Genomic DNA, 25083 nt, shown 5'->3' with positions numbered 1-25083 from the left:
ATCGAGGTCATCGACGAGGCGGTGATCCTCCCCGAACTCGCCGCCGCCTAAACTAAAACAGCTGACCCGCACGGTGTTGAGAAACTCCACCACTCAGCGGGACGTGACCAGACGGAGAGCGGCGTGCACTCGTTAAGGCGCTCTGAAACCACCCACGGTTACGTCAGGCGAGCCCGATAACGGATGCAATATAGAGTGCCGCTAACAAACCACCGGTCACTGCGGCGGTTGCTGATCCCGCAGCGAACCACAAGGCATGCGGGTGGCTAGTTCTTGAAGTCCTTGCGTCGGTTCGCGTGCTCACTAGATTCCTAGCTGTCAGGGCCGGTTCATGTTCTCCCGCTGCTTCCATGATGGCACTCCGCTGAAGACGGTATCTCGAAGACGCACACGGATCCAACGCCGTCTCCTGCCCGTAAGCGGAACCTCCTACGGGACGGGTGAGACAGCAGTCCCGCGGTGCCACCAACTATGCGCGGTGCGCTCGAGGTGACAGACAGCGCTCGCGGGCCGCGGTCACCTCAGTGATTGGACAAAAGTGCTTGGCCGATGATGCGGGCACCGTCGGGAAATGCCCCCGGGTTCGGCCCGGAGTAGTTGAGCCTGATGAAGGGGCCGGTGGCCTCGGCCGGGAACCAACTCGATCCGGCAGCGATTAGGACTCCGGCGGCTTCGCAGTCTGCGACGAGCCGCTCGAGGCTTGTCCCATCGGGCAAGCGAGCCCACAGATTGAGACCACCAGTCGGAACCGTGGTTATGTGGGCGTCGGGTGCATGCTCGCGCAGACTCGTCAGTAGCAGATCTCGCCGGGCCCGCAGCTGCGGGCGAAGGCTGCGGAGGTGGGTCTGCCAACCGGGCTGGGTGACGACGTCAAGCACTGCGGCTTGAAGGATCCCGCTGACGTACATCGATTCGGCACCGCGGTCAACGAGAATGCGTTCCTGGGCGGGGCCGCGGGCAATGATTGCCGCCACGCGCAGGGACGGCGAGACGCTCTTCGTGAGAGATCGCACATAGACGACGTGGCCGGCGTCATCGCGCGCGGCGACAGGATGCGGGTCGGTATCGATGCCGAAGTCGTGGGCCCAGTCGTCCTCGACCAGAAAGGCGCCGTGCGCCCGAACAACGTCGAGGATCTGCGTCGTCGTGGTCTCTGACCACTGTGCGCCGGTCGGGTTCGCATAGGTGGGCTGTGCATAGAAGACCCGCGAACCGGTTTCCTGGAACGCCCGAGCGAGCTCGTCGGGATCGGGCCCCTCAGGTCCGGACGGAACCGGGACCACGTCGACGCCGGCTTGAGCCGCAGCCTGGATCGCGCCCCAATAGGTGGGCGATTCCATCAGCAGCGGTGCTCCGGTGGTGACCAGGGCACGAAAAATCGTGGCCAGACCGCTTTGGCTCCCGGGAAGCACGATGACATCACTTGGCAGGGGCGGAGTCACGCCGACCGGTGTCGCGGCACCGAGCTCCTGGGCGAACCAGGACTGCAGCTCCGGAAGCCCCGCGACCGGTGAGCGTGTCAGTGCCGCCTCGCTGCGGGCCGCGCGCGCCAGCGCCGACCGCACCAGCCGCTCCGGCAACAGCTCCCGGTCCGGATATCCGGAATGCAAAGCAATGCTCCCCTGCGGCGCGGCACGCAGCGCGGGGCTCAACCCGCCGAGGTGACTGCTCGGGGAACGCAGGGCCGCGGTCTGCCAGCTGAAGTCGAGCGGGCGCGCGGTACGTACCGCGCGAACGAAGGCGCCGGCCCCCGGACGGGTTTCAATTAGCCCCTGCGCCACAAGAGTGCGCAGTGCTTTCTGTACTGTCACCGGGCTTGCCCCGTACTCGGCGACGAGCATCCGGCTGGTGGGCAGCCGAGCGCCCGGCGCCTGGCCAACAATCCATTCACGCAGTGCGGCCACGATCCGAAAACTGCTATCGTTGTCCATGTCAGATAACAATAGCGCTATCAAGTGGATGCCCGCACCGCTATCCCCTTCCCGGGCCGGCCTCGCTTGGGGGCTGCTGGGTGTCGCCGCGTTTTCCTTCACCGTGCCGTTCACCCGCGTGGCCGTCGAGAGCATGTCACCGTTGTTCATCGGATCCGGGCGCGCTGTTATCGCTGCCGTGCTCGCCGCGGCCGCCCTGATCATCACGCGCCAGCACCTTCCGCGCGGCATTCAGTGGCTTCGCCTCGCCGTCGTCGCAGGTGGTGTCGTCGTCGGCTTCCCTCTCCTGACGTCCTTTGCCCTCACGACGGCGTCGGCCAGTCACAGCGCCGTAGTCATTGCTCTCCTTCCAGCCGCGACGGCCGTCATGGCCGTCATCCGCGGCCACGAGCGACCACCGCTCCCGTTCTGGATCATGGCCGCCGTCGGAGCCCTGGTGGCCGTGGCCTTCGCCTCCCAGCAGGGAGGGGGAGGCATCCGCTGGCACTGGTCAGACCTGCTCCTGTTCGGTGCCGTCGTGGCCGCGGCCATCGGCTATGCCGAAGGCGGCCTGCTCGCGCGCGAGATCGGAGCGTGGCCAACCGTGTCGTGGGCCCTCGTTCTGGCCGCGCCTCTCATGGTCACCCTGACAACAATCGCCATCGTCAACCAGCCACCCACCGGCACGCCCACCCAATGGGCCGCATTCGCCTACCTCGGCGTGGTGAGCATGTTCCTGGGATTCTTCGCCTGGTACCGCGGACTGGCCATCGGGCCCATGGCCCAAGTCAGCCAGGTACAACTCACCCAACCCGTCCTCAGCATCGCCTGGGCCGCCCTCATCCTCCACGAAAAGCTCACCTGGCAGACGATCATCGGCGGCATCGCGGTCATTCTCTGCGCCGGCATCGCCGTGCGAACACGCCTGAATCGCGTCAAGCCCACACGCTCCGCCGAGGACCGTGCAGTTGAATCATCACCAGTCGGGGCGATGCCCAGCACCAACCTTCCATAAGCCGAACGCCCAATGGGAATTCCTGCCAAGCGTGCGAGCATGTGCGATGCTGTCTCCCATGGGGAGGCTGAGTCGACAGGATGTGGCCGCCTGCAAGCCGGGAGCGGTCGCGTTCACGATGTTGCTGGGGGTATTTCTCGGCGTGGCTTCAGCCGCAGCCCTAGCCACCGGGGCGCATCTCACTGCCGCCCTGGCCAATCCCCAAGTTGCGACCCCATCCCTCATGGTTCAACTTATGCTCAGCACATTTGGTGGTCTCGTGTTCAGTTTGGCCGCAGTTGTTGGTGCCTCTCTAGCGCTGTGGATCATCGATCATCGTTTGCAGCGTCCACCTGTCGTGCAGGGGATCATCGCGGGTATCGGTGCGGCCCTCCCCGGACTGGGGCTGTTCGCCTACCTCGGCCAGACAGCGACCGTGGGCTCCGGTGGAGCTGCCGGCACCCTCGCATTCGTCGCGGTGGCGTCCTTCACGCTGATGTACATCAGGTCGAGCGCCCACACCTCAAGTGGCCCGAGGCCGCACCGACCTTTGCGAGGGACAGCGGCATCACGCTCTAACAGCAACAACACAGCAGCGGGCAGGGGAACCCGCTCCGGGACGGCCTATCGCATTACCTGTTCTGAAGACCTTCGGCACTGGAGCCCAGCCGCATGAGCCGACAATTAGAAGATCTGCTTCGGTTCCCGCTGGTATTTCCACTCATCGGCCAAGAGCGCGTATCCGATCCCGTCAATCCATCCGAGGTCACGATGGAGGGAGTCACGCACGCCGTGCATTTCGTGGCGCATTCCTATCCGCTCGGCGAGGCGACGGGACGGCTCGTTCGCCGCAAACATTTCCGCCACGACCCGATGTAGTTGCAGATCCTCGAAGCAGAGCCGCAATGCTTCCCGGACAGCTTCAGTCGCAAACCCCTGGCCGCCCATGCTCGGGTTCAGGGCCCAGCCAAGCTCAGCCTGCATGCTTCTGGCGCCATCGGCTACCTCTCGCTGACCCCAAGCGTCCTCCACCTTGACCATGAGGTCTCCGATGATCTGGCCGTCCACTTCGATGACCAGAACGTCACGGAGTCGCCTTTGAAGGAGCCTTCGCCAGTCCGCTTGGTCGGCTGGCCTCCACGAACCCCACCGACTGACTTCCTGGAGCTGCCGGTAGGCCCACATGGCGCTCTCATCGGTCATGCTCACTCGGCGCAAAGTAAGACGTTCTGTTGACAACGGCCACGTGACGTGGTCGAGCGGCGTAGAAGGGGTGTCGTCCGTCATTTAGCTATCGTGCCAGTTACGGGCCCGCCGTGTGCCGCGCTCGGAACGGACTATGCGTGCCTGATCGATCACCGAAGACTTTTCCACGGACACGCTGAAAGCGCCACTCACCGCTGCGAAAAATCCCATGAAGCGGTGCTGTTCACAGCGCGAGGGACGCCGGCCACGCTTCGCGGTCCACCGCGAGGATCAGCACAACGATGCCCCCGATGAGTACACGCACCGCTCTAGATTGCGTCTCGGTCATTGTCTTTGCCCCAGTTGACGGCCCGGGTGGCGGAGTCCCTCGTCGCCAGAAGACGAAGCCTTCTGGCACAGCGCGGAGATGCGTGACTTCCTCAACAATTCAGACTTCACAGTCGATGACGAAACGCTCGTCGTGCTGGAGCGGTTCCAATTGATTGAGGCGCTCGGCCAGGCAGAGCATTAGCCCTCGTACCGGCAGCCCAACATTGAGCGGCGTAGAGCCACGCTTGATCCGCAAGCCCTTGCATCACACGGGACACTAAGTGTCCGCATTTTGCTGTCTCAGCTAGATCCAACGGCCATCTGCAGCCTGCGAGACCGCTTTCACGGAACTACTTGAAGCGTGCCTCTCCGCATAGGAAACCAATACCGCGGCAGCAATCGCCGCCACGACCGCCAGCACGAAAGTAATCCCGACGATGACCACCAGCCAGGAGGCGGACCCTTGCACCGAATCCACTATTCCAGCAAGGGATCCCAACAGCATGGTTCCCGCGGCTGCCCCTACGGCGGCCAACGCAACGCGCCTGCTTGGCCGTCTCTCAAACCGCCGGTCGAATAGCGCTACGGAGGCCCAACCTCCAAAGACGGCTGCCGCCGCGACGAGCAATCCGATCAGCCCGTACAAGACCGTTACCGTTGACGACCTCACCTGAGACGCCTCCCCGGCTCGTTCAGATCAAGAGCGTCCGAGCGCCTGTTGCGGAGCTTCCAATGCCGACCGGCAAAGTGGTCACCCGATGCCGCTTCGCCGAGACGCACCTCAGCATGCATACGTATTTGCAGTGCAGCTTCCCAAACGCCACTCCCCCGAAACGTCAGAACCACGGCGACTTGGCGCCGAATCTGCGCCCATGGACGTCCGCCTTACGGGCCGATTGGGCGTTGGAGATTGTGAGCGTCGCTATGATCACCACATGGCCGCCAACATCGCAATGCTTGTAATGGGCATCATTGCGATCCCCTCGGGCGTTGCCATCCTGCTTTGGCCTGAACCTCTCGCGAAGTTCTTCAAACTTCTGGGCGACACGATGACCATGTATCCAGAGAAGATGCGGAGCACTGTTTACAAGACTGGGAACCTTCGTATCGCGGGCGTCGGCTATGTAGTCTTTGGGGTCTTCGCATTCACCATTCTTGTCTGGCGTCTGACCCACGGCTACGAGTTTTAGACACGCGCTCTTCGCTCACGGTTCCCTTGCGGTCCCTGGTCCTGATCGGCAGCCGCTCCCCCGTTTCGCACCAGACGCGTGCCGGCAGACGTCGGGTCAGTGGCATACGACACAGCTATCTGGCTGGATTCTGAGAGATCCTACTGGGCTTGGCGAACCGGGCGGAGTAGTGGTCTTTCTGGACGCTGAATTCTCCCGAGAACGTCGCGCGGCGCTTGCCGAGAAGTTCACTTTTTTCCGTATAGTCTGCTTGGTGCAGGAAGACGAACTGAGGTAGAACGTCGATGGATATGAAGCGCACGGGGAAGATCAGTCGCGATTACAAGTTTGGGCCGTCAGCGTCCGAAAGGCCAACGACGCCAGCCGCGGTCTCCTACGCTTTCCTTTCGATTACGGCGGGGGCTGGCTTGGCGTTAGTCCTCACCGTCTCGGGGCTCGTCAGTTCCCCGTGGGCTACGGCACAAACCATAACCATTATTCTGGTGGTTCTGAGCTACACCGTGGCGAGCGCTTGGCTTGTTGTGATGCCCGTTGTAGCCGGGTTGCTTGCGACTAGAGGGCGGCGCTGGCCGGTGATCTATCTCACAGTGTTCGCAGCGACTCAGCTACTTGCTCTCGTGGTCCCGACAGTGCTGGGGGTGTTGTCTACTGTCCTCACTGTGCTCGGTTGTGTGCTGCTCTGGTTGCCCGAATCACGAGCATTTTCCAAGTCGACTGCCTCACATCGACGGGACTTGCGCCACTCCTGACCGCTTCCTATAGCCAGCAGAGCCGATCAACAATTTCGATTTGAGTGGTCACCGCCAGGACTGCGGATCTGCCGCTTGTAACAGGGCGCACTACTCCAAACCGGGGGTTCATCCTGCACAGAACAGTGAGCACTCGGCACCCGCAGGAGTCGCCGTTATTTGAGCGCCTCCGACAAAACCTGGAGAGCAGTCATCTCCGCACCGGACCCCGATGCCGTACGGGAGTCTCTCACCGAGCTACACGGCGATCTCCTCACCCTGGTTCAGTCGAGATGGACCCAACAGCAGTACCGCGATGCCGGCGTACACCTCGCCCACCAGGTCGAGCTCTGGGCTCTCTCAACACTCATCGACCAAATCAACGATGACGGTGTCGACCACCTCATCGCGACACCACGGGCGATCACGGCCGAGATCGAAGCGTGGCACCGCGACCTCCCGGCAGGACTCGTCACTCTCAAACCGATGATCCGCCCCACCTAGCACGACCCAGCACCAGACCTGCCCGCATAAGGTTCCTCCTACGGACTCATTCTTGAATCGTCTGACCTTGTTCAACCACCGAGCACAGCGTCGAGGATCTCAGCCGTCACGGGGTCGACCAGGTCGGCCGTGACAATGTAGCTGTTTCGCGTGGTCTGCTCGTTCGCATGGCCGAGCAGTCGAGATGCCAGCGTGATGCCGGCGGCCCGCTCGATGAGCGTTGCCGCGGTGCGTCGGTAGATGTGCGTGGTGTATTCGTCGACATCGACTCCCAGTTTGACCAGGTTTGCGCGCTCGTCGGCAATGAGCGAACGGAGTAAGCGCTCGTAGTTGCTGACGCTCAGTGAATGGCCGGACTTGGTGGCGAACAGTGACGCCTCGGGGTCGGGATCGGCAAGGGCCAGCCGGCGCCGAACGGCCGCTGCGGCCATCGATGGGAGAGCGATGCTGCGCCGTTGTCGCGAGCGCTTCGGAGAGGCTTTGCGATGGATCCCTTCTGCCTTCGTGCTGACAATGGTTCCGTTGACGACGAGGGTCGGAGGCAGGGTCGTCATGTCCACGTCGCAGCGACGCAGGCCGAGGCATTCTCCGATCCGGATCGAGGTGCCCAACATGATTTCCATGCCGTCGATCAAGATCCGGTAGTTGGGCCTCGGACCGTCCTCCCGCGTGATTCTCCACTGCTGCATGAGTTTGCGGATGGTGGTGATTTGCACCGTGGTGAGTGTCGACTCCTTCTTCGGCGTTGTCGGCAAGCGCTGAACGTCGCGCACAGGATTAGCGCCCATCGCATCGTCGCGCACGGCGTAGCCACAGATGAGACTCAAATCCGCGCGGGCGTGACGTGCTTTCAAGATCGATTCCTCCTCCAGAATTTTTTGGAGAATGCGGTCGCAGCGCCCGACGGTGAGCCGGTCAAGCTGCACTCCCCCGCACCGAGGCAGGATAACCAGTCGTGCTGTCGTCTCATACGATTCATAAGTCGAGTAGGTGAGGCTGCCGGTCTTCGCGCGGGTGAGGATCTGAGGCAACCAGAGCTCGACTGCATCGGCAACCGTGTTCGACGGCGCAAGGCTCCCAAACCCACCGGTCGACAAGGCCATTGCCTGGCGGCCGACCTCGGTGCGAGCCCGTTCCTCGATCTCCGCGGTCGCGCCGAGACGATGCAGAGCGCCGCTGTCGTCACGGGTAGAGGCACGGGCCCGGTACCGGCCACTGGGGAGGCGCTTGACGCCGATCTTGCCCAACTCACCGGCGGGGATCTGCGGCTTACCCATGCCGATGCTCCTGGACCCAGACGAGCACGTCCTGGACGTCGTAGCGTACGTGCCGGCCGAGCTTCAGGTACGGCGGGCCCGTATGGGTGAGACGCCAATCTTCCAGCGTGCGCTCGGGGAGTCGAAGCAACTTGGACAGTTCGTGCTGGGTGAGGAACGTCGGAGTAACCTGCGTTGTCGCGTCCATGCCCAAAAGGTGCGTAGGCGCTACCGGGAGCCATCCGCGTGGGCCGTGACAGATCAGTATCTGTCCGGGCCGCACGACAACCCAGCACTGCTGCCTGGGGTATCTGGTGTCGTATCTGGTAATTCAGCCCGTTTCGGGCCTCGAAGGAAGGATGGGCGATGGGTGATATCGCCGCGGAATCCTGCGCCTGCTACTGCTGGGGTACCTGGACTCGAACCAAGAACAACTGAACCAGAATCAGTCGTGTTGCCAATTACACCATACCCCACTGCCCATTCCGCGGAACGGACCGACTCGTAACTCTAACCCACTCTGGGAGTTGCGACAAACTCGGAGCCGAAATATCCGGCGGCTCGCCGGGGCAGGCCCCGTGACCGGCCCCGACGACGCAGGTCACTCGGGGGTGGTAGCCGCCAAGCGGGCGAGGCGCAGCACGGACTCCGCCTTGCCGAGGATCTCCATCGACTCGAACAGCGGCGGCGAGATGCGACGGCCGGAGACAGCGACCCGCAACGGTCCGAAGGCCACGCGCGGCTTGAGGGCGAGCCCATCGATCAGCGTCTCGGTCAGGCTCGTGTGCACGCGGTCGTGGGTCCATTCCGCTTCGGGAATGTCGAGCAGCGCGGCCGTGGACGCGGCGAGGATCTCGCGCGCGTTCTTCGGGAGCGAGGCCAGCGCATCCGGCTGGTACACCAGCGAGTCGCCGCCGATGAACAGGAAGCCGAGCATGCCGGGCGCCTCGCCGAGAAGGGCGATTCGCTCCTGCACGAGCGGTGCGGCCGCCTCGAGGATGGCCTGCTGCACCTCGCTGAGCGGCTCGGACACGTCGCCGGCGGCCACCAGGTACGGGATGACCCGGGCTGCGAAGTCGGCGGGCTCGAGCAGACGGATGTGGTCGCCGTTGAGCGACTCGGCCTTCTTGAGGTCGAAGCGGGCCGGGTTCGGCAGCACGTCGACGACGTCGAACGCGGCGATCATCTCGTCGATCGTGAACACGTCGCGGTCGCTGCTGAGCGACCAGCCGAGCAGCGACAGGTAGTTGACCAGTCCCTCGGGCACGAAGCCGCGGGCGCGGTGGTGGAACAGGTTCGACTCGGGGTCGCGCTTGGAGAGCTTTTTGTTGCCCTCGCCCATCACGTAGGGCATGTGCCCGAAACGCGGTACGAACGTGGCCAGCCCGATGTCGATCAGCGCGTGGTACAGCGCAATCTGGCGCGGCGTGGAGGAGAGCAGGTCTTCACCCCGCAGCACGTGGGTGACGCCCATCATCGCGTCGTCGACCGGGTTCACGAACGGGTACAACGGATGCCCGTTGGGCCGCACGACGACGAAGTCACTGAACGAGCCGGCCGGGAAGGTGATCTCGCCGCGAACCAGGTCGTCGAAGGAGATGTCCGTGTCGGGCACCTTGAGGCGGAGCGCCGGCGAGCGACCCTCGGCGCGGAAGGCCGCCTTCTTCTCCTCGGTCAGGTCGCGCTCGAAGTTGTCGTAGCCGGCCTTGGGGTCGCGGCCGAGGGCGACGTTGCGCACCTCGATCTCCTCGCCGGTGGCGAAACTCTCGTAGATGTGGCCGGAGGCCTTGAGCTGCTCGATCACGTCACGGTAGATGTCGTAGCGCTCGGACTGGCGGTAGGGAGCGTGCGGTCCGCCGACCTCGACACCCTCGTCCCAGTCCAGGCGCAGCCAGCGGAGCGCGTCGAGGAGTTGCACGAAGCTCTCCTCGGTGTCGCGGGCCGGGTCCGTGTCTTCGATCCGGAAGATGAACGTGCCGCCGGTGTGCCGGGCGTAGGCCCAGTTGAAGAGCGCCGTGCGGATCAGGCCGACGTGCGGCGTTCCGGTGGGCGAGGGGCAGAACCGAACGCGAACGTCGGTGCCGGTGGCGGTGGAAAACGGGTGCGCAATTGTCTCTGACATCACGTCCGATTCTAGTTGCCTCGGCCCGCAGGCGAGGAGGAAGACGCCGGTGAAGCCACGGCGGGGGCGGCGAGCGGGGCCGCGGCGGCCGTATGCTCGGCGGCCGTATGCTCGGCGGCCGTATGGGCGTGGGCCGTGTGCTCCGCGGCCAGCGCGATGAGCCGGCGCAGGGTGGCGGCGATGGCCGGCACCCCAGCGGCCCCGGTGACCGTGACTGCGTGCAGGGTGCGGTGGTCACGATCGCGGGTGGGCCGGATGGCCACCAGGGGCTGCGCGCCGACGGAGTCGAGGGCCAGCGCTGGCAGCATGGCCACCCCGATGCCGGCCGCCACGAGGCCGAGCACCGCGGCCGCGTTGTCGGTCTCGTAGGAGATGCGGGGCGTGAAACCGGTGTGACCGCAGAGCTCCAGCAGGTGGCCGCGGCACCGGGGACATCCTCCGATCCAGTTCTCCTCGGCCAGGTCGCCGAGGTCGACGGCACCGTCGCCGGCCAGGGCGTGCGTGGCCGGCAGCACGAGCATCATCTCGTCGCGGCGGAGCCGGGTCACGACGAGGCCCGCCGCGCTGTCCCGGTGCGGGTCGACCCGGTCCCCGGGGTAGCTGAAGGTGATCGCCAGGTCGGCCCGGTTCTCCCGCACCAGCGCCACGGCTTCGGGTGGCTCGGCCTCGAGGTAGGTGACGCCGACTCCCGGATGGCGGCGGCTGAGGTCGGCAAGCAGACGCGGCACGATCGTCGCCGAGGCGGACGGGAAGGCCGCCAGCCGAACCCGGCCGGAGCGCAGGCCCCGCAGTTCGGATAGCTCCCCCGCGGCGGTGTCCAGGGCGCCGCTCACGGTCGCGGCGTGCCGGGCGAGCAGCCGGCCGGCTTCGGTGAGCCGCACGCCGCGGCCGACGCGTTCGATCACCGCCATCCCGATACGCTGCTCGATCCGCTTGAGCTGCTGGCTCACGGCCGGCTGGCTGTAGCCGAGTGCGGCGGCCGCGGCCGTGATCGAACCGTGGTCGGCGAGGGCGCCCACGACGCGCAGCATGATGGAGTCGAGTTCGGGCGGGGCGAGAGAGGGCACTCCTTAACCATAACGCTGGCTTATGGGTTGCCTCAGCTGCTGGTCATTGTTGAATGGATGGATCCGGCCGCATGCTGGAGGCATGATCACGAGCGACTCCCCCACGTCCCGTTTGTCGCTGCCCGTGCTGCCGGAGGGCTCGTCATCGCTGCCGGGGGGTCTGCCCGGGCGGCCGGACCGCATCGGAGTGCGCTCGGCGCGCGAGCGGTTCCGCGGCGGCCGCGGCTACCTGGCCGCCTGCACGCTCGGGCTGCCGACCCGGGAGACGGAAGCGGCCCTGCGCGCGGATGCGGAGGCGTGGGCGTCGGGACGAGCCACGGCGGCGGGCTATGCCGCCGTGGTCGAGCGGGTTCGGCACGCGTATGCCGGGCTTGCGGCGGTGCCGGTGAGCCGGGTCGCGATCGGGTCGCAAGCATCCGTGCTGGCGGGCCTCGTGGGCGCGAGCGTGCCCGACGGCGCCGAGGTGCTCTGCGTCGACGGCGATTTCAGTTCAATGGTGTTCCCGTTCCTCAGCCAGGCGCACCGCGGGGTCACCGTGCGGCACCTGCCTCTGGCCGAGTTGGCAGACGGGATCACCGCGAACACCTGGCTGGTGGCGTTCTCACTCGTGCAGTCCGCGACGGGTGCCATCGCCGACACCGCGGCGATCGTGGCCGCCGCCCACGCTCACAGGAGCTTCACGCTCTGCGACACGACGCAGGCCGTCGGGTGGATGCCGGTGGACGCATCCGTCTTCGACGCCACGATCTGTCACAGCTACAAGTGGCTCTGCGCCCCGCGGGGCGTGGCCTTCCTGACCGTGGCCGAGCGGCTGGCCGCTCTGCTGCATCCGGTGCAGGCGGGCTGGTACGCCGGCCATGACCCGTGGGCCTCCTGCTACGGTCCGGGCATGGACCTTGCGACCGACGCGCGCCGATTCGACGTCTCCCCGGCGTGGAATGCCTGGGTGGGGGCAGAACCCGCACTCGACCTGTTCGGCCGGCTCGACCTGGCCGCGGTTCGCGACCACGCGGTGGCCCTGGGCGACGCGCTCTGCACCGGACTCGACCTCGCCCCGGCCGGCCAGGCGATCGTGACCTGGCCGGATGCCGACGGCACCGACCTCGACCGCCTCACCGGGGCGGGTCTCACCGCGTCGGGCCGGGCAGGACGCGCGCGCGTCGCCTTCCACCTGTGGAACGACGAGGACGACGTCGCCGACGCCCTGCGCGCCCTCCGCCCGTAACCGGGTCTCCCCTAGCCGGGTCGCGACGCGCTCAACGCGCTCGACCCCCGGCCGGTCAAAGCTGGCCGAACTTCCTGCCCCTGTTCATCACAGGCGGCCCATCGTGCCGGGCGTCGAACCGATTCGACGGAGATTCTGGGTCGAAATCCCGTTTTTGACTTCAGAAACGTTGTTTACGGGACAATCTCCGTCGAATTCGTTCGGGCCCGCCGCCGTGGTGTGCCGGAAACCGCTCTGCGCTACGCGGACTTCGCGGTGACGGCGGCGATGATCTCGCCGGCAAGAGCGGCGGAGGATGCCGGGTTCTGGCCGGTGTAGAGGTTGCGGTCGATTTCCGTATGCTCACCCCACGCCTCGCCGGCAACGAAGACGGCGCCCAACTCGACCAGGCGGCTCTGCACGAGCCACTTCGCCTTCGGGGCGAGACCGCCGAGGGTCTCCTCCTCGTCGGTGAAGCCGGTCATCCGGTAGCCGGTGAAGGGCCAGCTGCCGTCGGCCCGCTTAGCGGCGAGCATCGCGGCGGGGGCATGGCAGACCACGCCGAGGATGCGGCCGGAGTCGAGGGCCTCGGTCATGATGCGTCCGGAGACGGCGTCGACGGCCAGGTCTTCCATCGGGCCGTGGCCACCGGGGTAGAAGACCACGTCATAGTCGGCGACCGTCACGTCACTGATCGAGCGCGGCTCGTCGAGTTCACTGCCGATCGTGTCGAGGTAGGCCACGATGGCCGCGGCTCGGTCTTCTCCGCCGGCGGCCGCGGGTGTCAGGCTGCCCGCGTCGATGGTGGGGGCGACGCCGTCCGGCGTCGCGATGGTGATCTGCCACCCGGCCTCGGTGAACAGGCGGTGCGGCTCAGCGAGCTCTTCGGCCCAGTAGCCGGTGGGGTGCAGGCTGCCGTCGTTGAGAGTCCAGTGGTCTGCGGCGCTGACGACGAAAAGTACGGAATTCATGGGTTCTCCAGAGTTTGTGATCGTGAAAAGGATGTTGTCGGGAAAGTCAGATGTTCGTGCGGACAACCATCTTGCCGGTGTTCTCGCCGCGCATGAGGCCGAGGAAGGCGTCGACCGCGTGATCGATCCCGTCGACCACGGTTTCATCGAAGACGACCTCGCCCGAAGCCAGCCAGGCGCCCATGTCGGCGGAGAACGCGGCAAAGTGCTCCACGTAGTTGCCCACGATGAAGCCCTTGAGGGTCAGCCCGCGGCCGATCATGTTTGCCAGGTTGCGGGGGCCGGCAGCGGCCTCGGTGCTGTTGTAGACGGAGATCGCGCCACAGAGGGCCGCGCGTCCGCCGTCGTTGAAGCTGGCCAGTGCGGCCTCGAGGTGCTCGCCTCCGACATTGTCGAAGTAGACGTCAATACCGCCGGGCGCCGCCGCGGCGAGCTGTTCGGCGATGTTGCCGTCCCTGTAGTTGAAGGCGGCGTCGAAGCCGTACTTCTGGGTCAGCAGGGCGACCTTCTCGGCAGATCCGGCGGAACCGATCACGCGCTTCGCGCCCTTGAGCCGCGCGATCTGGCCGACCATGCTGCCCACGGCTCCGGCCGCGCCGGAGACGAAGACAGTGTCGCCCGCCTTGAGCCCGGCGACCTCGAGCAGCCCGACGTAGGCGGTGAGGGCGGTCATGCCCAGCACGCCGAGGTAGGCGGAGAGCGGCACGCCGGGCAGCTCGGGTACGACCCGGAAGCCGTCGGCATCCTCCTGAACCAGGTCGCGCCAGCCGAACTGGTGCACCACCACGTCGCCGACGGAGACTGCGTCAGAGGCGGATGCGACGACGCGGCCGACGGCCCCACCCGTCATCGTCTCGTTCAGTGCGTAGGGGGCGGAGTAGGACTTGGCGTCGTTCATCCGACCGCGCATGTAGGGGTCGACCGAAACGAACTCGTTGGCCACGCGGACCTGGCCGGGGCTCAACTCGGGCAGGTCGGTCCGGATCGTGCGGAAGTCGGCATCCGTCGGCCAGCCGGTGGGGCGGGCGGCAAGTTGGATTTGAGTACTGGTGGTGGACGAGGCCATGCGGGGCTCCCCTGCTTTTTGTAACGGAGGGCCTAATATATGTTGTGTACCGAGCGATACACAAAACCACTCACAGCGAAGACGGAGGAAACGCCATGGGACGGCTGCAGTCTTTCGAGCGCCAAACCGTGGTGCAGGCCGCCAGGGACCTGTTCTGGGACAGAGGCTTCGACATGGTGTCGCTCTCGGACCTCGAATCGGCCACGGGACTCAAGCGGTCTAGCCTCTACCACGCCTTCGGCAGCAAGCGCGGGCTCTTCGATGCCGCCGTCGAGGACTACCAGGACACCGTCATCCTCCCGCGGCTGCGCATTCTGACCGGGTCTGGGATCGGCCGGGACTCGCTGCTCGCCTACTTCGCCAACCTACGGTCGTCGCTCGCCGCCCTACCCGGCGACTCCCCGCGTCGAGGCTGCCTGCTGGTGAACTGCGCGGCGGGTCTCGCCGGGCACGACGATGTCGCCCGCCAGGTGGTGGAGGGGTACCGATCGGACCTGACCAACACCCTGCAGGGCGCCCTCCGGGCGGCCGGCGCCGCGGCCCGCGAAACCGGGCCGGACCGCGCGCACGAGCGCGCCCGCACCTTGGCGTCGCTGGGAATGAGCGCCATGCTGCTCGCCCGGGTCAACGCGACCGAATCGGTGGCGCTGCTCGACACGGCGACGGACCAGATCCGGTCCTGGTACCCAGAGGTCTCCGGCCCCGCCGACTGACGGTCGCGACTGGCGGGCGCGACCGACGGGCGCAACTGACGGGCGCCGACTGACGATCAGGCGCGCCGCACCGGGTTCGCCAGCACGCCGATGCCGGCGATGTCGACCTGCACGGCGTCGCCATGCACGACGGGGGCGGACCGGTCGGGGGCACCGGTCAGGATGACGTCGCCCGGCAGTAGGGTGAACACGCCGGAAACGAAGGAGATCATCTCCGCGACGGTGTGCTTGAGCAGCGTCGCGTTGCCCGTCTGGATGACCTGGCCGTTGATGCGTGACTCGAGATTCAGTGCGGTCCAGTCGTATTCGGTGTCGATGACCGGTCCGAGAGGGCAGAATGAGTCGAAGCTTTTGGCCCGCGTGAGGTGGCCGTCGCGCTCCTGCAGGTCGCGGGCGGTGACGTCGTTCGCGACCGTGTAGCCCCAGATCGAGGCTTCAGCGTCGGCGACGGACACGTTGCGGGTGATCTTGCCGATCACGATCGCGAGCTCACCCTCGACGTGCACGTCGTCCGACGACGCTGGAAGCGTGATCGGGTCGCCGGGGCCGACGACGCAGGTGTTCGGCTTGAGGAAGAACCGGGGCTCGCCGGACAAGCCGGACGCTGCGGACTGCTCGGCCGCATCAGCGAAGTAGGACCAGGCCATACCCACGATCTTCGATCGCGGGATCACCGGCGCGAGCAGCTTCACGTCGCGCAGGGCCACACGCTGCCCGGTCGGGTCGTAGCCCGCGAACATCGGGTCCCCCTTCAGCACCACGATCTCGTCGTCGTCGATGATACCGAAGGAGATGAGTCCCTCGTGGCTGAACCGTGCGATCTTCACGCCTGCGCCGCCGGGGCGTCGAGCCGGGTGAGCCAGCCGTGGCGGTCGGGCAGGCGGCCGTACTGGATGTCGGTAAGCTCCTGGCGGAGCGCCATCGTGATCTCGCCGGCCGGGGCATCCGGGTCTCCAATGGAGAGGTTCGGGCCTTTGAGCTGTGAGATCGGGGTGACGACCGCGGCCGTGCCGCAGGCGAACACTTCGGTGATGGCACCGGATGCGACACCGTCCTGCCATTCGCCGAGGGTCACGTCGCGCTCCTCCACGGTCAGGCCGCGGTCCCGTGCGAGCTGGATGATGCTGTCGCGGGTGACGCCCTCGAGGATCGCGCCGGTCAGGCGGGGGGTGACGAGCGTGTCGGTGCCGTGCACGAAGAACACGTTCATGCCGCCGAGTTCGTCGATGCGGCTGCTGGTCTCACCGTCGAGGAAGAGGACCTGGGCGCAGCCGTTGTCGTAGGCCTGCATCTGGGGCAACAGGCTCGCGGCGTAGTTGCCGCCGCACTTGGCGGCGCCGGTGCCGCCGCGGCCGGCGCGGGAATACTCGGTTGAGAGCCAGATCTTGATCGGGGCCACACCGTCGGCGAAGTAGGCGCCGGCCGGGCTGGCGATCACGTAGTAGCCGACCTGGTGTGCGGCCCGCACCCCCAGGAAGCTCTCGTTCGCGATCATGAACGGCCGCAGGTAGAGGCTGGTCTCCCGGGCGGAGGGAACCCAGTCGCCGTCGACGGCGACGATCTGCCGGATCGATTCGATGAAGTCGGCCTCGGAGAGCTCCGGCAGCGCCAGACGGCGAGCCGAGCGCTGCAGACGCTCTGCGTTCTTCTCCGGACGGAAGGTCCAGATCGAGCCGTCAGCGTGGCGGTACGCCTTCAGCCCCTCGAAGATCTCCTGGCCGTAGTGCAGCACCGAGGAGGCCGGGTCGAGGTGCAGCGGGCCGTAGGGCATCACCCGGGCGTTGTGCCAGCCCTCATCGAGGGTCCAGTCGATGGCGACCATGTGGTCGGTGAACTTCTTGCCGAAGCCGGGATCGGCGAGGATCTCCTCACGCTCGATCTCCGTGCGGGCCGCGGTCGACGGCGTCAGGCTGAACTTCAGCGGGAAGGTGGCCGTGCCGGATGTCTCGTCAGTCGCTGCCTGGCTCATTGGATTCCCTTGTCTGTAAGTCGAGTCACGATGGCGTCGCCCACGGCACTGGTGCTCCGGGGCGTGCCGAGAGCCGCACGGGCCACGATATCGGCGGTGACGGCGGCGGTCACCCGGGCTGCGGCATCCGTGAGTCCGAGGTGCTCCAGGAGAAGCGCCACCGAGAGGATGGCCGCCGTGGGGTCAGCCAGTTGTTTGCCCGCGATGTCCGGCGCCGAACCGTGTACCGGCTCGAACATGCTGGGGAACCTGCCGTCGGGGTTGATGTTTCCGGAGGCCGCAAGACCGATGCCGCCGCTGATTGCCGCCGCGAGATCGGTGAGGATGTCGCCGAAGAGGTTGTCCGTGACGATGACGTCAAATCTACTCGGATTCGAGACCAGGAAAATCGTGGCCGCGTCGACGTGCAGGTAGTCGACGCTCACATCGGGGTATTCTGCCGCGACGGCGATCACAATCCTCTGCCACAGGCTGCCGGCGAAGACGAGCACATTGGTCTTGTGCACCAGGGTGAGGTGCCGGCGGGGCCGGTTCTGGGCCTGGGCGAAGGCATAGCGCACCACGCGCTCGACTCCGAAGGCCGTGTTGACGGAGACCTCATTCGCGACCTCGTTCGCGGTGCCCTGGCGGATCGCTCCGCCGTTGCCCACATACGGGCCCTCGGTGCCCTCGCGCACGACCACGAAGTCGACATTGCCGGGCGACGCCAACGGGCTGGGCACCCCGGGGAACAGAACGCTCGGGCGCAGGTTCACGTAGTGATCGAGCGAGAAGCGCAGCTTCAGCAGCAGTCCGCGCTCGATATTCGCGTTGGCGAGGCGCGGGTCCCCCGGCACGCCCCCGACGGCACCCAGCAGGATGGCGTCGTGGCCGGCGATCGCCGCGAGGTCGTCGTCGGTGAGCACATCGCCGGTCTCCAGGAACCGGCCCGCGCCCAGGGAGAACCAGGTTGCGTCGAAGGTGACATCGTCGGCGGCCGTCGCCGCTTCGAGAACCTTGACCGCTTCAGCGACGACTTCGGGGCCGATTCCGTCGCCGGGAATGACAGCGAGCTTGATGTGAGGGGACATTCGACTCCGTATGTCTGGAAGTTGGCTGTAGATAAACCCTACTGCGACGCATCGATTGTCTAAGCTGGACAACTCCTGACAACCAACAGAAAGCAGTCCCGCATGAGTCTCGGATTGGGAATCTTCCTCCTCGTCGTCGGCGCCATCATGGTGTTCGCCCTGAACGTGACCGTCGAATGGATGGACATCGAACTGGTCGGCTACATCCTGATGGGCGCCGGTGCCGTCATCATGGTCATCGGCATTGTCCTGCTGACCCGCAAGCGCAGCAGCATCACGACTACCCGCAGCGCCGTCGACCCGGCGAGCGGCGAGCAGGTCACCTCGCAGAAGCGTTCCGTCGACGACATCTAGTCGCACTGGTGCCGGCGGCGGCCCCAATGATCAGGTGGCCTTGCGCAGGGTGACCAGTGCCACGAACGCCGCCGCCAGCACCAGCGCCGTACCGATCCAGGCCGTGGGCCCGATTCCGCTGGTGAAGGCCTCGCGGGCCGATGCGAGCAGCATCTGGGCCAGACCGTCGGGCAGTCCGTCGGCCACGGCCACGGCCCCGCCGAGCGTTTCCGCCGCCGAGGCGCCCTGCGCCGCGGTGAGCGCCTCCGGCAGCACGACCGCGCTCCGGTACGACGCCGTGAGGATGGTACCGAGGATGGTCGTGCCGAGCACGGCGCCCAGCTCGTAGGCCGTCTCGCCGACGGCGGAGGCCGCCCCCATCTTGTCCGCCGGGGCGTTCGCCACGATCAGTTCGTTCGAGACGGTCTCCGCCGCACCGATCCCGATCCCGAGGGCGACGAACACGAGGGCGATGCCCGCCGCGTCGAGGTCTCCCCCGCCCAGCGCCGCGGCCGCGTAGCCCGCGGCCGAGATCAGGAGGGCCACCGGCACCACGATTGACGGTCGGACCCGCCGGGCGATGGGCACGACCAGTAGGCCCGACACGATCATCGCGGCCAGTCCCGGCACGAGCACCAGCCCCGCCTCAAGCGGCGAGAGGGCCAGCACGAGTTGCAGGTACTGGGAGACGAAGAACAGGCCGCCGACGAGAGCCACCACGCTGAGGAGGTTGACGCCGATCGCACCGCTGAAGGCACCCTGGCGGAACAGACCGAGGTCTATCATCGGGTGCGTCAGGCGAGGCTGGCGGCGCACGAAGAGGAAGCCGGCGGCCAGCCCGAACACGATCGGTCCGAGGGAGGAGGGCGTGGGTCCGTGTTCGGCCAGGGCCTTGATGCCGTAGACGACCGGCAGCATGGTCGCCAACGAGAGGGTAATGCTCCAGAGGTCGATGCGTCCGGGGTTCGGGTCTCGGGACTCCGGCACGAGCATAGGTCCGAGAATCAGCAGCGGCACAAGCAGCGGCACGGCAAGCAGGAAGACCGAGCCCCACGCGAAGTGCTCCAACAACACACCGCCCACCACGGGGCCGAGGGCGCTGCCGGCGGCGAAACCGCTTGCCCAGATCGCGATCGCCAGCCGCCGCTGGTTGCGGTCGGTGAAGACGGAGCGCAGTAGCGACAGCGTCGGCGGCATCAGCATGGCACCGAAGAAGCCCAGCACGGCGCGGTCGATGATCAGCCATTCGACGCTCGGGGCGAAGGCCGCAACCACGGAGACGGCGCCGAAGCCCGCCGACCCGATCAGCAGGAGCCGACGGCGCCCGATCCGGTCACCGAGGCTGCCCATGGCCACCAGCAGGCCGGCGAGCATGAGCGGGTAGATGTCGATCACCCAGAGCAGCTGCGTGCCGGTCGGGCGGAGATCCTCGGAAATAGCCGGCAGGGCCAGGTTGAGCACCGTGTTGTCGATCGAGACCAGGAGCACGGGCAGCATGAGCACGACGAGGGCCCACCACCGGCGGCGGGGGCTGATCACGCGGCTGACGGGGGCGACGGGGATGATCTCTCGGATGGAATTCGACACGGTGACGACTGCTTTCGGCTTCAGGGACGGATGCTGTACCGTCCAGCCGGTATAGTAAACCGTCTAGACGGTATAGTAGCATCATGAGTTCTGAAACCGCGACCCTGGCCGGGCATGTGCCACGCCTCTCCCCCACGCGTGATCGCCTCCTGGATGCCTTCGCGCACCTCCTGATCGACCAGGGTGAGCGGGCGACCACCCTCGAGGCGGTAGCGGCGGCGGCCGGACTGTCCAAGGGCGGCCTGCTCTACCACTTCGGGTCGAAGGACGCGCTTGTCGAGGGCCTCCTGGCCCGGCTCGACAGGCTCGTCGCAGACGATGTCGAGCAGATTCGAGCCGCCCCGGCCGGAGCGGTCGACTACCTGATCCGCACCTCGATGAGCGAGGGAACGGTGCTCGACCAGGCGATCGGTGCGGCCGTCAGACTGGCGCAGGGGGCACATCCACAGGCTAATGCGGCCCTGGCCTCAACTCGGCGCCAGTGGCTGAGCGTCATCGAGGAGGCGGTGGGAGACCCGGACGTGGCCGAGGTGATCATGCTCGTCAGTGACGGACTGTACTACGAATCCACCCTCGCGAGCCCCGGTCAGCCTGCCGTCGACGACACCTCGACGACGAGGCTGGACCGGTTGCTCGCGGTGATCGGTCGAATGACCGAGGGGACCGCTATTCCGTGATGGAGATTTCGATCATGGCCTCGGCCGAGATCGCATCGCGCACCTTGGTCAACAGGCTCGCCGGAACGGGCGAGTCGACCGTCAGCACGCTGAGAGCCTTGCCGCCGGCCTCGTGCCGGGCGATCTGCATGCCGGCGATGTTGATCTGGGCGTCGCCGAACTCGCGGCCGTAGACGGCCACGATTCCCGGACGGTCCGTGTAGAGCATCACGATCAGGTGGCCGTCGAACGGAACCTCGACGTCGTAGCCGTTGATCTCGACGATCTTCTCAATCTGCTTGGTGCCGGTCAGGGTGCCGGACACCGAGACCTGCGAGCCGTCGGCCAGGGCGCCGCGCAGCGTGATGACGTTGCGGTACTCCGGTGACTCCTTGTCGGTGATCATGCGCACGGCGACGCCGCGCTGCTCGGCGAGCAGCGGCGCGTTGACGTAGGACACGGTCTCGCTGACGACATTGGTGAAGATGCCCTTGAGCGCTGCGAGCCGGAGCACGCTCACGTCGTACTCGGCGAGCTCGCCGCGAACCTCCACGTCAACGCTGGTCAACGGGCTGTGGGCGCCGAGACCGGAGAAGACCTGGCCGAGCTTTTCCACCAGCGGGATTCCGGGGCGCACGTACGGGTCGATAACGCCGCCGGCGACGTTGACCGCGTCGGGCACGAGTTCCCCGGACAGGGCGAGGCGCACCGACTTGGCGACCGAGACGCCGGCCTTTTCCTGGGCCTCGTCCGTGGACGCGCCGAGGTGGGGCGTGGTGATGATGTTGTCGAGCCCGAGCAGCTTCGACCCGGTCGGCGGCTCGCTGACGAACACGTCGAGGCCGGCGCCGGCGATCGTGCCGGCGGTGAGGGCGTCGTAGAGGTCGTCCTCGTTGATGAGGCCGCCGCGGGCCACGTTCACGACGAACGCGGTGGGCTTCATCAGCTTGAACTGCTCGGCGCCGATCATGCCGTTCGTCTCGGGTGTCTTGGGCATGTGGATCGTGATGAAGTCGGACTGCGCGAGGAGCTCGTCGAGGCTGACCGGCACCACGCCGAGCTGCTGGGCGCGGGCGGAGGTGATGTAGGGGTCGTACGCGATGATATTCGTGCCGAAGGCCTGCATCCGTGCCGCTATCAGCGCGCCGATGCGCCCGAGGCCGATGATGCCGATGGTCTTTTCGTAGAGCTCGACGCCGGTGTACTTGGAGCGTTTCCACTGCCCCTGAGCCAGGGCGCCGTGGGCGGCCGGGATGTGACGGGCCAGGCTGATGATGTGCCCGACGGTCAGTTCTGCTGCGGAGATGATGTTGGAGGTCGGGGCATTGACGACCATGACGCCCGCGGCCGTGGCCGCCTTGATGTCGACGTTGTCGAGGCCGACTCCCGCGCGCGCGATGACCTTGAGCAGCGGTGCTGCGGCGATGGCCTCGGCATCCACCTTGGTGGCGGAGCGCACCAGCACGGCGTGCGCCGTGGCCAGCTCAAGAAGCAGAGCGACCCGGTCGGTGCCGTCTACGGAGCGAACCTCGAAGTCGGGCCCGAGGGCGTCGACGGTGGCAGGCGATAATTCTTCGGCGATAAGGACAACAGGTTTTGACACGAAAACGGATCCTCCGATAGCAGCAGAAAAACATGGCTTGCGCCGCGACCGTGGGGCGCCAGATATGAAAACACTCTATCGGCTGGAGAATAGAGCCATGAGCAGCGTGACGTACCCCGACCTCCAGTTCGCCTTGCGCCTCGTGCTGGCGGTGATCTTCATCGGTGCCGGCATCACGCATTTCGTGCCGGTGGTAGCACGCACGATGAGTGCGATGATCCCGCCGCGCCTGCGCACGACCGGGATCTTGCGCCCCGCCAACCTGGTCATCCTCACCGGGGTCTGCGAGATCGCAGGCGGGCTCGGGTTGCTCTACCCACCCACGATTGTGACGGCCGGCGTCTGCCTGATCGTGTTCCTGGCGGCCGTCTTCCCCGCCAACGCCTTCGCCGCCCACTACCCGGACCGTTTCGGCGTGGCCGCGATCCCCCTCGTGCCGCGGCTGGCCGGGCAAGTGGTGCTGATGGGGCTGATCGTCGTGGCGATCCTCTAACCGCTAGACGAGCAGACTGCCCGCGCCGAGGGTGAAGATGTTGGCGGCGATCACGGCATTCAGGCCGAGGCCGGCCAGGAACAGGGCCGCCAGGGCGGCAGGTCCACGGGAGCGCCCGATCCACGCGGCGAGTACGAACACGAGGAGCGGGCCGAGCACGCCGACGAGGAGAACGAAGATGCCGAATCCGCTCAGTTGGGTGTCGAGAAGCTGGGCCTGGCCGTTCAGACCGACGAGGTTGCCGATGCCCTCCCAGATGTCATAGGCGTACAAGAGGCCGAACAGGATCGCGATGCCCGTCGACAGCCAACGCGGGGTGCGCCGCCGCCGTGAGGGAGCAGCCGGGGGCGTGGTCACAGGTGAATCGGTCATGCGATGACCCCCGGTCCGGAGATGAAGGAGAGCGGGGCGAGCAGCACGGCGCCGAGGAGCAACCAGCCGATCCGGGCTCGGGGATGCGTCTTGGTCAGCCAGAACGTCACCGCGAACCAGAGCGCGGGCGCGGCCACGGCCAGCCAGAGTCCGAGGGAGAACATGAACTCGGTCAACACATCGCTGGGCGGGGTCTGGATGCGGCCCGCGCCGATGAACCAGCCGATCGTGTAGAGCAGGTAGATTCCGCCGAAGATGCCCAGGGAGACGAGTGCCAGCGAACTCGTGGCCGTCCGGGCGGCGGCGGCGTCGGCAGCGGCCTGGGCCTCGACGGCGGATGCCGGGCCGGTCACGGTCCATCCCTCCGGCGGTTCGCCGGGACCGTCGGCGGTCGGAACGAGCGCCCCGGAAGCGGGCTCGACCGGCCGAGCAGCCGCGGCCGTCGCGTCGCCGGAGACGAGCGTCGGATCGTCGTCGCCGGCCCAGCCCAGGGCGTCGTCCCGGTCGTCACCGTCGGAATATCCAGAAGTCATCTGCTCAGCGTACCGATCCGCCGCGGAAAGGGTGGCCGCGCCGGGCAGCGTGACTGTTGCCAAATCGGACGAATGTTGCCGGCGTACCGGCCACAGATGTCCGACCGAGCAACAGTTACGCCATCCGGATCGTCACCGGTTCATCACGACCTTCAGCGCCTTCGTTTCCGCGGCCCGGGAGAAGGTGTCGTACGCCTCCAGGATCTGATCGAGCCGGAACCGGTGCGTGGCCAGCCTGTCGGCGGGGATCTTCTTCTGCGCCACGAGCTTCAGCAGCATGGGTGTGGTGTTGGTGTTGACCAGCCCCATGCTGATGTTGATGTTCTGGATCCACAGGTGCTCCAGGTGCAGTTCGACCGGTTTCCCGTGCACGCCGACGTTGGCCACGTTGCCGCCGGGGCGCACCACCTCGATCGCCATGTCGAAGGTCGCCGGGATGCCGACCGCCTCGATGGCGACGTCGACGCCCGCTCCGTCGGTCAACGCCAGCACCTGCTGCTTCCAGTCGGGGCTGCCGGAGACGACGGCATCCGTCGCCCCGAACAGGCGGGCCTGCTCCAACCGGTTCACGTCGGTGTCGATGGCGATGACCGTGCCGGCGCCGCACAGCCCGGCCGTGGCAATGGCGGCGAGGCCGACCGGCCCGGCGCCGATCACGGCCACCACATCGCCCGGTTTGACCCGGCCGTACTGCACGCCCATTTCGAACCCGGTCGGCAGGATGTCGGAGAGCATGACGGCCTCCTCGTCGGTGATCCCGGCGGGCAGCAGGTGCAGTGAGTTCTCCGCGTAGGGAACCCGCACGTACTCGGCCTGGGTGCCGTCGATGAGGTGGCCGAAGATCCAGCCGGTTCCGGACGCCCCCTCGTCGCCCAGGCAGTGCGAGTACAGCCCGGTCCGGCAATTCGCGCAGTGCCCGCAGCTCTTGATGCAGGAGACGATGACCCGGTCGCCCACCGCGAGGGTCTGCACGGCCGTGCCGACCTCCACGATCGTGCCCACGGCCTCGTGACCGAGGATGCGGCCCGCCTGCACGGCCGGCACGTCGCCCTTGAGGATGTGCAGGTCCGTGCCGCAGATGGTGGTCGTGTCCACGCGCACGATCGCATCGGCCGACCTGACGATCTTCGGGTCAGGCACGTCTTCCCACGCTTTCTTGCCGGGACCGTGAAACACCAGTGCCTTCATCGCTGACTCCTTCGTCGAGATGAACCGGGCATTCGCCCG

At 66.6% G+C, this 25083-nt stretch carries 24 protein-coding genes and 1 tRNA gene; 8 read left to right on the top strand and 17 right to left on the bottom strand.

The features are described 5' to 3' along the window. Positions 1 to 521: 521 nt before the first annotated feature. The gene (locus tag E3O67_RS09930; protein ID WP_135102604.1) at positions 522 to 1931 is read right to left on the bottom strand and encodes a PLP-dependent aminotransferase family protein; all 1410 of its coding nucleotides are present in this window, start codon (positions 1929 to 1931) and stop codon (positions 522 to 524) included. On the opposite strand from E3O67_RS09930, the gene E3O67_RS09925 reads away from it, so the two are divergent. Further along, on the top strand, positions 1930 to 2925 hold the full coding sequence (locus E3O67_RS09925; RefSeq protein WP_135102603.1) for a DMT family transporter: 996 nt from the start codon (positions 1930 to 1932) through the stop codon (positions 2923 to 2925). The genes E3O67_RS09930 and E3O67_RS09925 overlap by 2 nt on opposite strands. Before the next feature lie 663 nt (positions 2926 to 3588). Here the strand turns inward: E3O67_RS09925 and E3O67_RS09920 are convergent. Beyond that, entirely contained in the window at positions 3589 to 4191 is a 603-nt protein-coding gene (locus E3O67_RS09920; protein WP_135102602.1) for a GNAT family N-acetyltransferase, read from the bottom strand. Positions 4192 to 5354: 1163 nt separating this feature from the next. Between E3O67_RS09920 and E3O67_RS09915 the strand changes: the two genes are divergently transcribed. Both E3O67_RS09915 and E3O67_RS09910 read left to right on the top strand, forming a co-directional pair. Further along, positions 5355 to 5609, top strand: a complete 255-nt coding sequence (locus tag E3O67_RS09915; protein WP_135102601.1) for a hypothetical protein — start codon at positions 5355 to 5357, stop codon at positions 5607 to 5609. Between the two features lie 908 nt (positions 5610 to 6517). Then, the gene (locus E3O67_RS09910) at positions 6518 to 6841 is read left to right on the top strand and encodes a hypothetical protein (RefSeq protein WP_135102600.1); all 324 of its coding nucleotides are present in this window, start codon (positions 6518 to 6520) and stop codon (positions 6839 to 6841) included. Positions 6842 to 6912: 71 nt separating this feature from the next. Here the strand turns inward: E3O67_RS09910 and E3O67_RS09905 are convergent, their stop codons facing one another. The 5 genes from E3O67_RS09905 to E3O67_RS09885 form a co-directional block, all read right to left on the bottom strand. Continuing rightward, entirely contained in the window at positions 6913 to 8118 is a 1206-nt protein-coding gene (locus E3O67_RS09905; RefSeq protein ID WP_135102599.1) for a tyrosine-type recombinase/integrase, read from the bottom strand. Then, positions 8111 to 8305 (bottom strand): AlpA family transcriptional regulator, encoded by a 195-nt coding sequence (locus E3O67_RS09900; protein ID WP_135102598.1) that lies wholly within the window; start codon positions 8303 to 8305, stop codon positions 8111 to 8113. The genes E3O67_RS09905 and E3O67_RS09900 overlap by 8 nt, the downstream gene beginning before the upstream one ends. A 196-nt stretch (positions 8306 to 8501) precedes the next feature. Beyond that, a tRNA-Gln gene (locus E3O67_RS09895) sits at positions 8502 to 8573 on the bottom strand. 125 nt (positions 8574 to 8698) lie between these two features. After that, positions 8699 to 10219 carry a glutamate--tRNA ligase gene (gene gltX, locus E3O67_RS09890; protein ID WP_135102597.1) on the bottom strand — a complete coding sequence of 507 codons (1521 nt, stop codon included), beginning with the start codon at positions 10217 to 10219 and terminating at the stop codon, positions 8699 to 8701. A gap of 11 nt (positions 10220 to 10230) precedes the next feature. Then, positions 10231 to 11250, bottom strand: coding sequence for a LysR family transcriptional regulator (locus E3O67_RS09885; RefSeq protein WP_134428855.1), 1020 nt, complete (start codon positions 11248 to 11250; stop codon positions 10231 to 10233). 118 nt (positions 11251 to 11368) lie between these two features. On the opposite strand from E3O67_RS09885, the gene E3O67_RS09880 reads away from it, so the two are divergent. Next, complete coding sequence (locus E3O67_RS09880; RefSeq protein WP_135102596.1) at positions 11369 to 12511, top strand: aminotransferase class V-fold PLP-dependent enzyme; 1143 nt, start codon at positions 11369 to 11371, stop codon at positions 12509 to 12511. 239 nt (positions 12512 to 12750) lie between these two features. On the opposite strand, the gene E3O67_RS09875 is transcribed toward E3O67_RS09880, so the two are convergent. Then, positions 12751 to 13461, bottom strand: a complete 711-nt coding sequence (locus tag E3O67_RS09875; RefSeq protein WP_134428756.1) for a type 1 glutamine amidotransferase domain-containing protein — start codon at positions 13459 to 13461, stop codon at positions 12751 to 12753. Between the two features lie 46 nt (positions 13462 to 13507). Next, entirely contained in the window at positions 13508 to 14527 is a 1020-nt protein-coding gene (locus E3O67_RS09870) for an NADP-dependent oxidoreductase (RefSeq protein ID WP_134428754.1), read from the bottom strand. A 95-nt stretch (positions 14528 to 14622) separates the two neighbouring features. On the opposite strand from E3O67_RS09870, the gene E3O67_RS09865 reads away from it, so the two are divergent. Further along, positions 14623 to 15240 carry a TetR/AcrR family transcriptional regulator gene (locus tag E3O67_RS09865; protein ID WP_134428752.1) on the top strand — a complete coding sequence of 206 codons (618 nt, stop codon included), beginning with the start codon at positions 14623 to 14625 and terminating at the stop codon, positions 15238 to 15240. Positions 15241 to 15296: 56 nt separating this feature from the next. Here the strand turns inward: E3O67_RS09865 and E3O67_RS09860 are convergent, their stop codons facing one another. Genes E3O67_RS09860 through E3O67_RS09850 form a run of 3 tightly spaced genes read right to left on the bottom strand, consistent with a single transcriptional unit; the run spans position 15297 to position 18279 of the window. Next, positions 15297 to 16067, bottom strand: coding sequence for a fumarylacetoacetate hydrolase family protein (locus E3O67_RS09860; protein ID WP_134428750.1), 771 nt, complete (start codon positions 16065 to 16067; stop codon positions 15297 to 15299). Beyond that, a complete protein-coding gene (locus tag E3O67_RS09855) occupies positions 16064 to 17209 on the bottom strand; it encodes a branched-chain amino acid aminotransferase (protein WP_134428748.1) in 1146 nt (381 codons plus the stop codon). Before E3O67_RS09855 ends, E3O67_RS09860 begins: the two co-directional genes overlap by 4 nt. Continuing rightward, positions 17206 to 18279, bottom strand: coding sequence for a 3-isopropylmalate dehydrogenase (locus tag E3O67_RS09850; RefSeq protein ID WP_134428746.1), 1074 nt, complete (start codon positions 18277 to 18279; stop codon positions 17206 to 17208). The genes E3O67_RS09855 and E3O67_RS09850 overlap by 4 nt, the downstream gene beginning before the upstream one ends. Positions 18280 to 18381: 102 nt before the next feature. Here E3O67_RS09850 and E3O67_RS09845 point away from each other — a divergent pair, with 102 nt between their 5' ends. Beyond that, complete coding sequence (locus E3O67_RS09845; RefSeq protein WP_134428744.1) at positions 18382 to 18633, top strand: DUF6458 family protein; 252 nt, start codon at positions 18382 to 18384, stop codon at positions 18631 to 18633. A 30-nt stretch (positions 18634 to 18663) separates the two neighbouring features. On the opposite strand, the gene E3O67_RS09840 is transcribed toward E3O67_RS09845, so the two are convergent. After that, positions 18664 to 20187 carry an MFS transporter gene (locus E3O67_RS09840; protein ID WP_241979188.1) on the bottom strand — a complete coding sequence of 508 codons (1524 nt, stop codon included), beginning with the start codon at positions 20185 to 20187 and terminating at the stop codon, positions 18664 to 18666. A 95-nt stretch (positions 20188 to 20282) separates the two neighbouring features. Between E3O67_RS09840 and E3O67_RS09835 the strand changes: the two genes are divergently transcribed. Next, positions 20283 to 20876, top strand: coding sequence for a TetR/AcrR family transcriptional regulator (locus tag E3O67_RS09835; protein WP_134428742.1), 594 nt, complete (start codon positions 20283 to 20285; stop codon positions 20874 to 20876). Here the strand turns inward: E3O67_RS09835 and serA are convergent. Next, positions 20866 to 22458: a phosphoglycerate dehydrogenase gene (gene serA / locus E3O67_RS09830; protein ID WP_134428741.1), complete on the bottom strand. Its 1593-nt coding sequence runs from the start codon at positions 22456 to 22458 to the stop codon at positions 20866 to 20868. The genes E3O67_RS09835 and serA overlap by 11 nt on opposite strands. 97 nt (positions 22459 to 22555) lie before the next feature. On the opposite strand from serA, the gene E3O67_RS09825 reads away from it, so the two are divergent. Next, the gene (locus tag E3O67_RS09825) at positions 22556 to 22951 is read left to right on the top strand and encodes a DoxX family membrane protein (protein ID WP_134428740.1); all 396 of its coding nucleotides are present in this window, start codon (positions 22556 to 22558) and stop codon (positions 22949 to 22951) included. A gap of 3 nt (positions 22952 to 22954) precedes the next feature. Here the strand turns inward: E3O67_RS09825 and E3O67_RS09820 are convergent, their stop codons facing one another. The 3 genes from E3O67_RS09820 to E3O67_RS09810 form a co-directional block, all read right to left on the bottom strand. Then, complete coding sequence (locus E3O67_RS09820) at positions 22955 to 23323, bottom strand: hypothetical protein (protein WP_135102595.1); 369 nt, start codon at positions 23321 to 23323, stop codon at positions 22955 to 22957. After that, the gene (locus tag E3O67_RS09815; RefSeq protein WP_135102594.1) at positions 23320 to 23856 is read right to left on the bottom strand and encodes a DNA polymerase III subunit gamma/tau; all 537 of its coding nucleotides are present in this window, start codon (positions 23854 to 23856) and stop codon (positions 23320 to 23322) included. Before E3O67_RS09815 ends, E3O67_RS09820 begins: the two co-directional genes overlap by 4 nt. A 132-nt stretch (positions 23857 to 23988) precedes the next feature. Further along, on the bottom strand, positions 23989 to 25044 hold the full coding sequence (locus tag E3O67_RS09810; protein WP_134428737.1) for a zinc-dependent alcohol dehydrogenase family protein: 1056 nt from the start codon (positions 25042 to 25044) through the stop codon (positions 23989 to 23991). Positions 25045 to 25083 lie beyond the last annotated feature (39 nt).

Origin of the sequence: Cryobacterium sp. TMT3-29-2 (genome assembly GCF_004564305.1) — a bacterium.
Lineage (GTDB): Bacteria > Actinomycetota > Actinomycetes > Actinomycetales > Microbacteriaceae > Cryobacterium > Cryobacterium sinapicolor.
Note: the sequence above shows the minus strand (reverse complement) of the source record. Positions and strands in the feature narration are given on the sequence as shown.

Bases quoted from the DNA above. Each gene is read 5' to 3' on its own strand.
- E3O67_RS09900 (WP_135102598.1), bottom strand. From the start codon at position 8,305: ATGGACGCGACAACGCAGGTTACTCCGACGTTCCTCACCCAGCACGAA.
- E3O67_RS09870 (WP_134428754.1), bottom strand. From the start codon at position 14,527: ATGGCCTCGTCCACCACCAGTACTCAAATCCAACTTGCCGCCCGCCCC.
- E3O67_RS09920 (WP_135102602.1), bottom strand. From the start codon at position 4,191: ATGACGGACGACACCCCTTCTACGCCGCTCGACCACGTCACGTGGCCG.
- E3O67_RS09905 (WP_135102599.1), bottom strand. From the start codon at position 8,118: ATGGGTAAGCCGCAGATCCCCGCCGGTGAGTTGGGCAAGATCGGCGTC.
- E3O67_RS09865 (WP_134428752.1), top strand. From the start codon at position 14,623: ATGGGACGGCTGCAGTCTTTCGAGCGCCAAACCGTGGTGCAGGCCGCC.
- E3O67_RS09835 (WP_134428742.1), top strand. From the start codon at position 20,283: ATGAGTTCTGAAACCGCGACCCTGGCCGGGCATGTGCCACGCCTCTCC.
- E3O67_RS09850 (WP_134428746.1), bottom strand. From the start codon at position 18,279: ATGTCCCCTCACATCAAGCTCGCTGTCATTCCCGGCGACGGAATCGGC.
- E3O67_RS09810 (WP_134428737.1), bottom strand. From the start codon at position 25,044: ATGAAGGCACTGGTGTTTCACGGTCCCGGCAAGAAAGCGTGGGAAGAC.
- E3O67_RS09875 (WP_134428756.1), bottom strand. From the start codon at position 13,461: ATGAATTCCGTACTTTTCGTCGTCAGCGCCGCAGACCACTGGACTCTC.
- E3O67_RS09880 (WP_135102596.1), top strand. From the start codon at position 11,369: ATGATCACGAGCGACTCCCCCACGTCCCGTTTGTCGCTGCCCGTGCTG.
- E3O67_RS09930 (WP_135102604.1), bottom strand. From the start codon at position 1,931: ATGGACAACGATAGCAGTTTTCGGATCGTGGCCGCACTGCGTGAATGG.
- E3O67_RS09820 (WP_135102595.1), bottom strand. From the start codon at position 23,323: ATGACCGATTCACCTGTGACCACGCCCCCGGCTGCTCCCTCACGGCGG.
- gltX (WP_135102597.1), bottom strand. From the start codon at position 10,219: ATGTCAGAGACAATTGCGCACCCGTTTTCCACCGCCACCGGCACCGAC.
- E3O67_RS09855 (WP_134428748.1), bottom strand. From the start codon at position 17,209: ATGAGCCAGGCAGCGACTGACGAGACATCCGGCACGGCCACCTTCCCG.
- E3O67_RS09915 (WP_135102601.1), top strand. From the start codon at position 5,355: ATGGCCGCCAACATCGCAATGCTTGTAATGGGCATCATTGCGATCCCC.
- E3O67_RS09925 (WP_135102603.1), top strand. From the start codon at position 1,930: ATGTCAGATAACAATAGCGCTATCAAGTGGATGCCCGCACCGCTATCC.
- E3O67_RS09815 (WP_135102594.1), bottom strand. From the start codon at position 23,856: ATGACTTCTGGATATTCCGACGGTGACGACCGGGACGACGCCCTGGGC.
- E3O67_RS09845 (WP_134428744.1), top strand. From the start codon at position 18,382: ATGAGTCTCGGATTGGGAATCTTCCTCCTCGTCGTCGGCGCCATCATG.
- E3O67_RS09885 (WP_134428855.1), bottom strand. From the start codon at position 11,250: ATGCTGCGCGTCGTGGGCGCCCTCGCCGACCACGGTTCGATCACGGCC.
- E3O67_RS09825 (WP_134428740.1), top strand. From the start codon at position 22,556: ATGAGCAGCGTGACGTACCCCGACCTCCAGTTCGCCTTGCGCCTCGTG.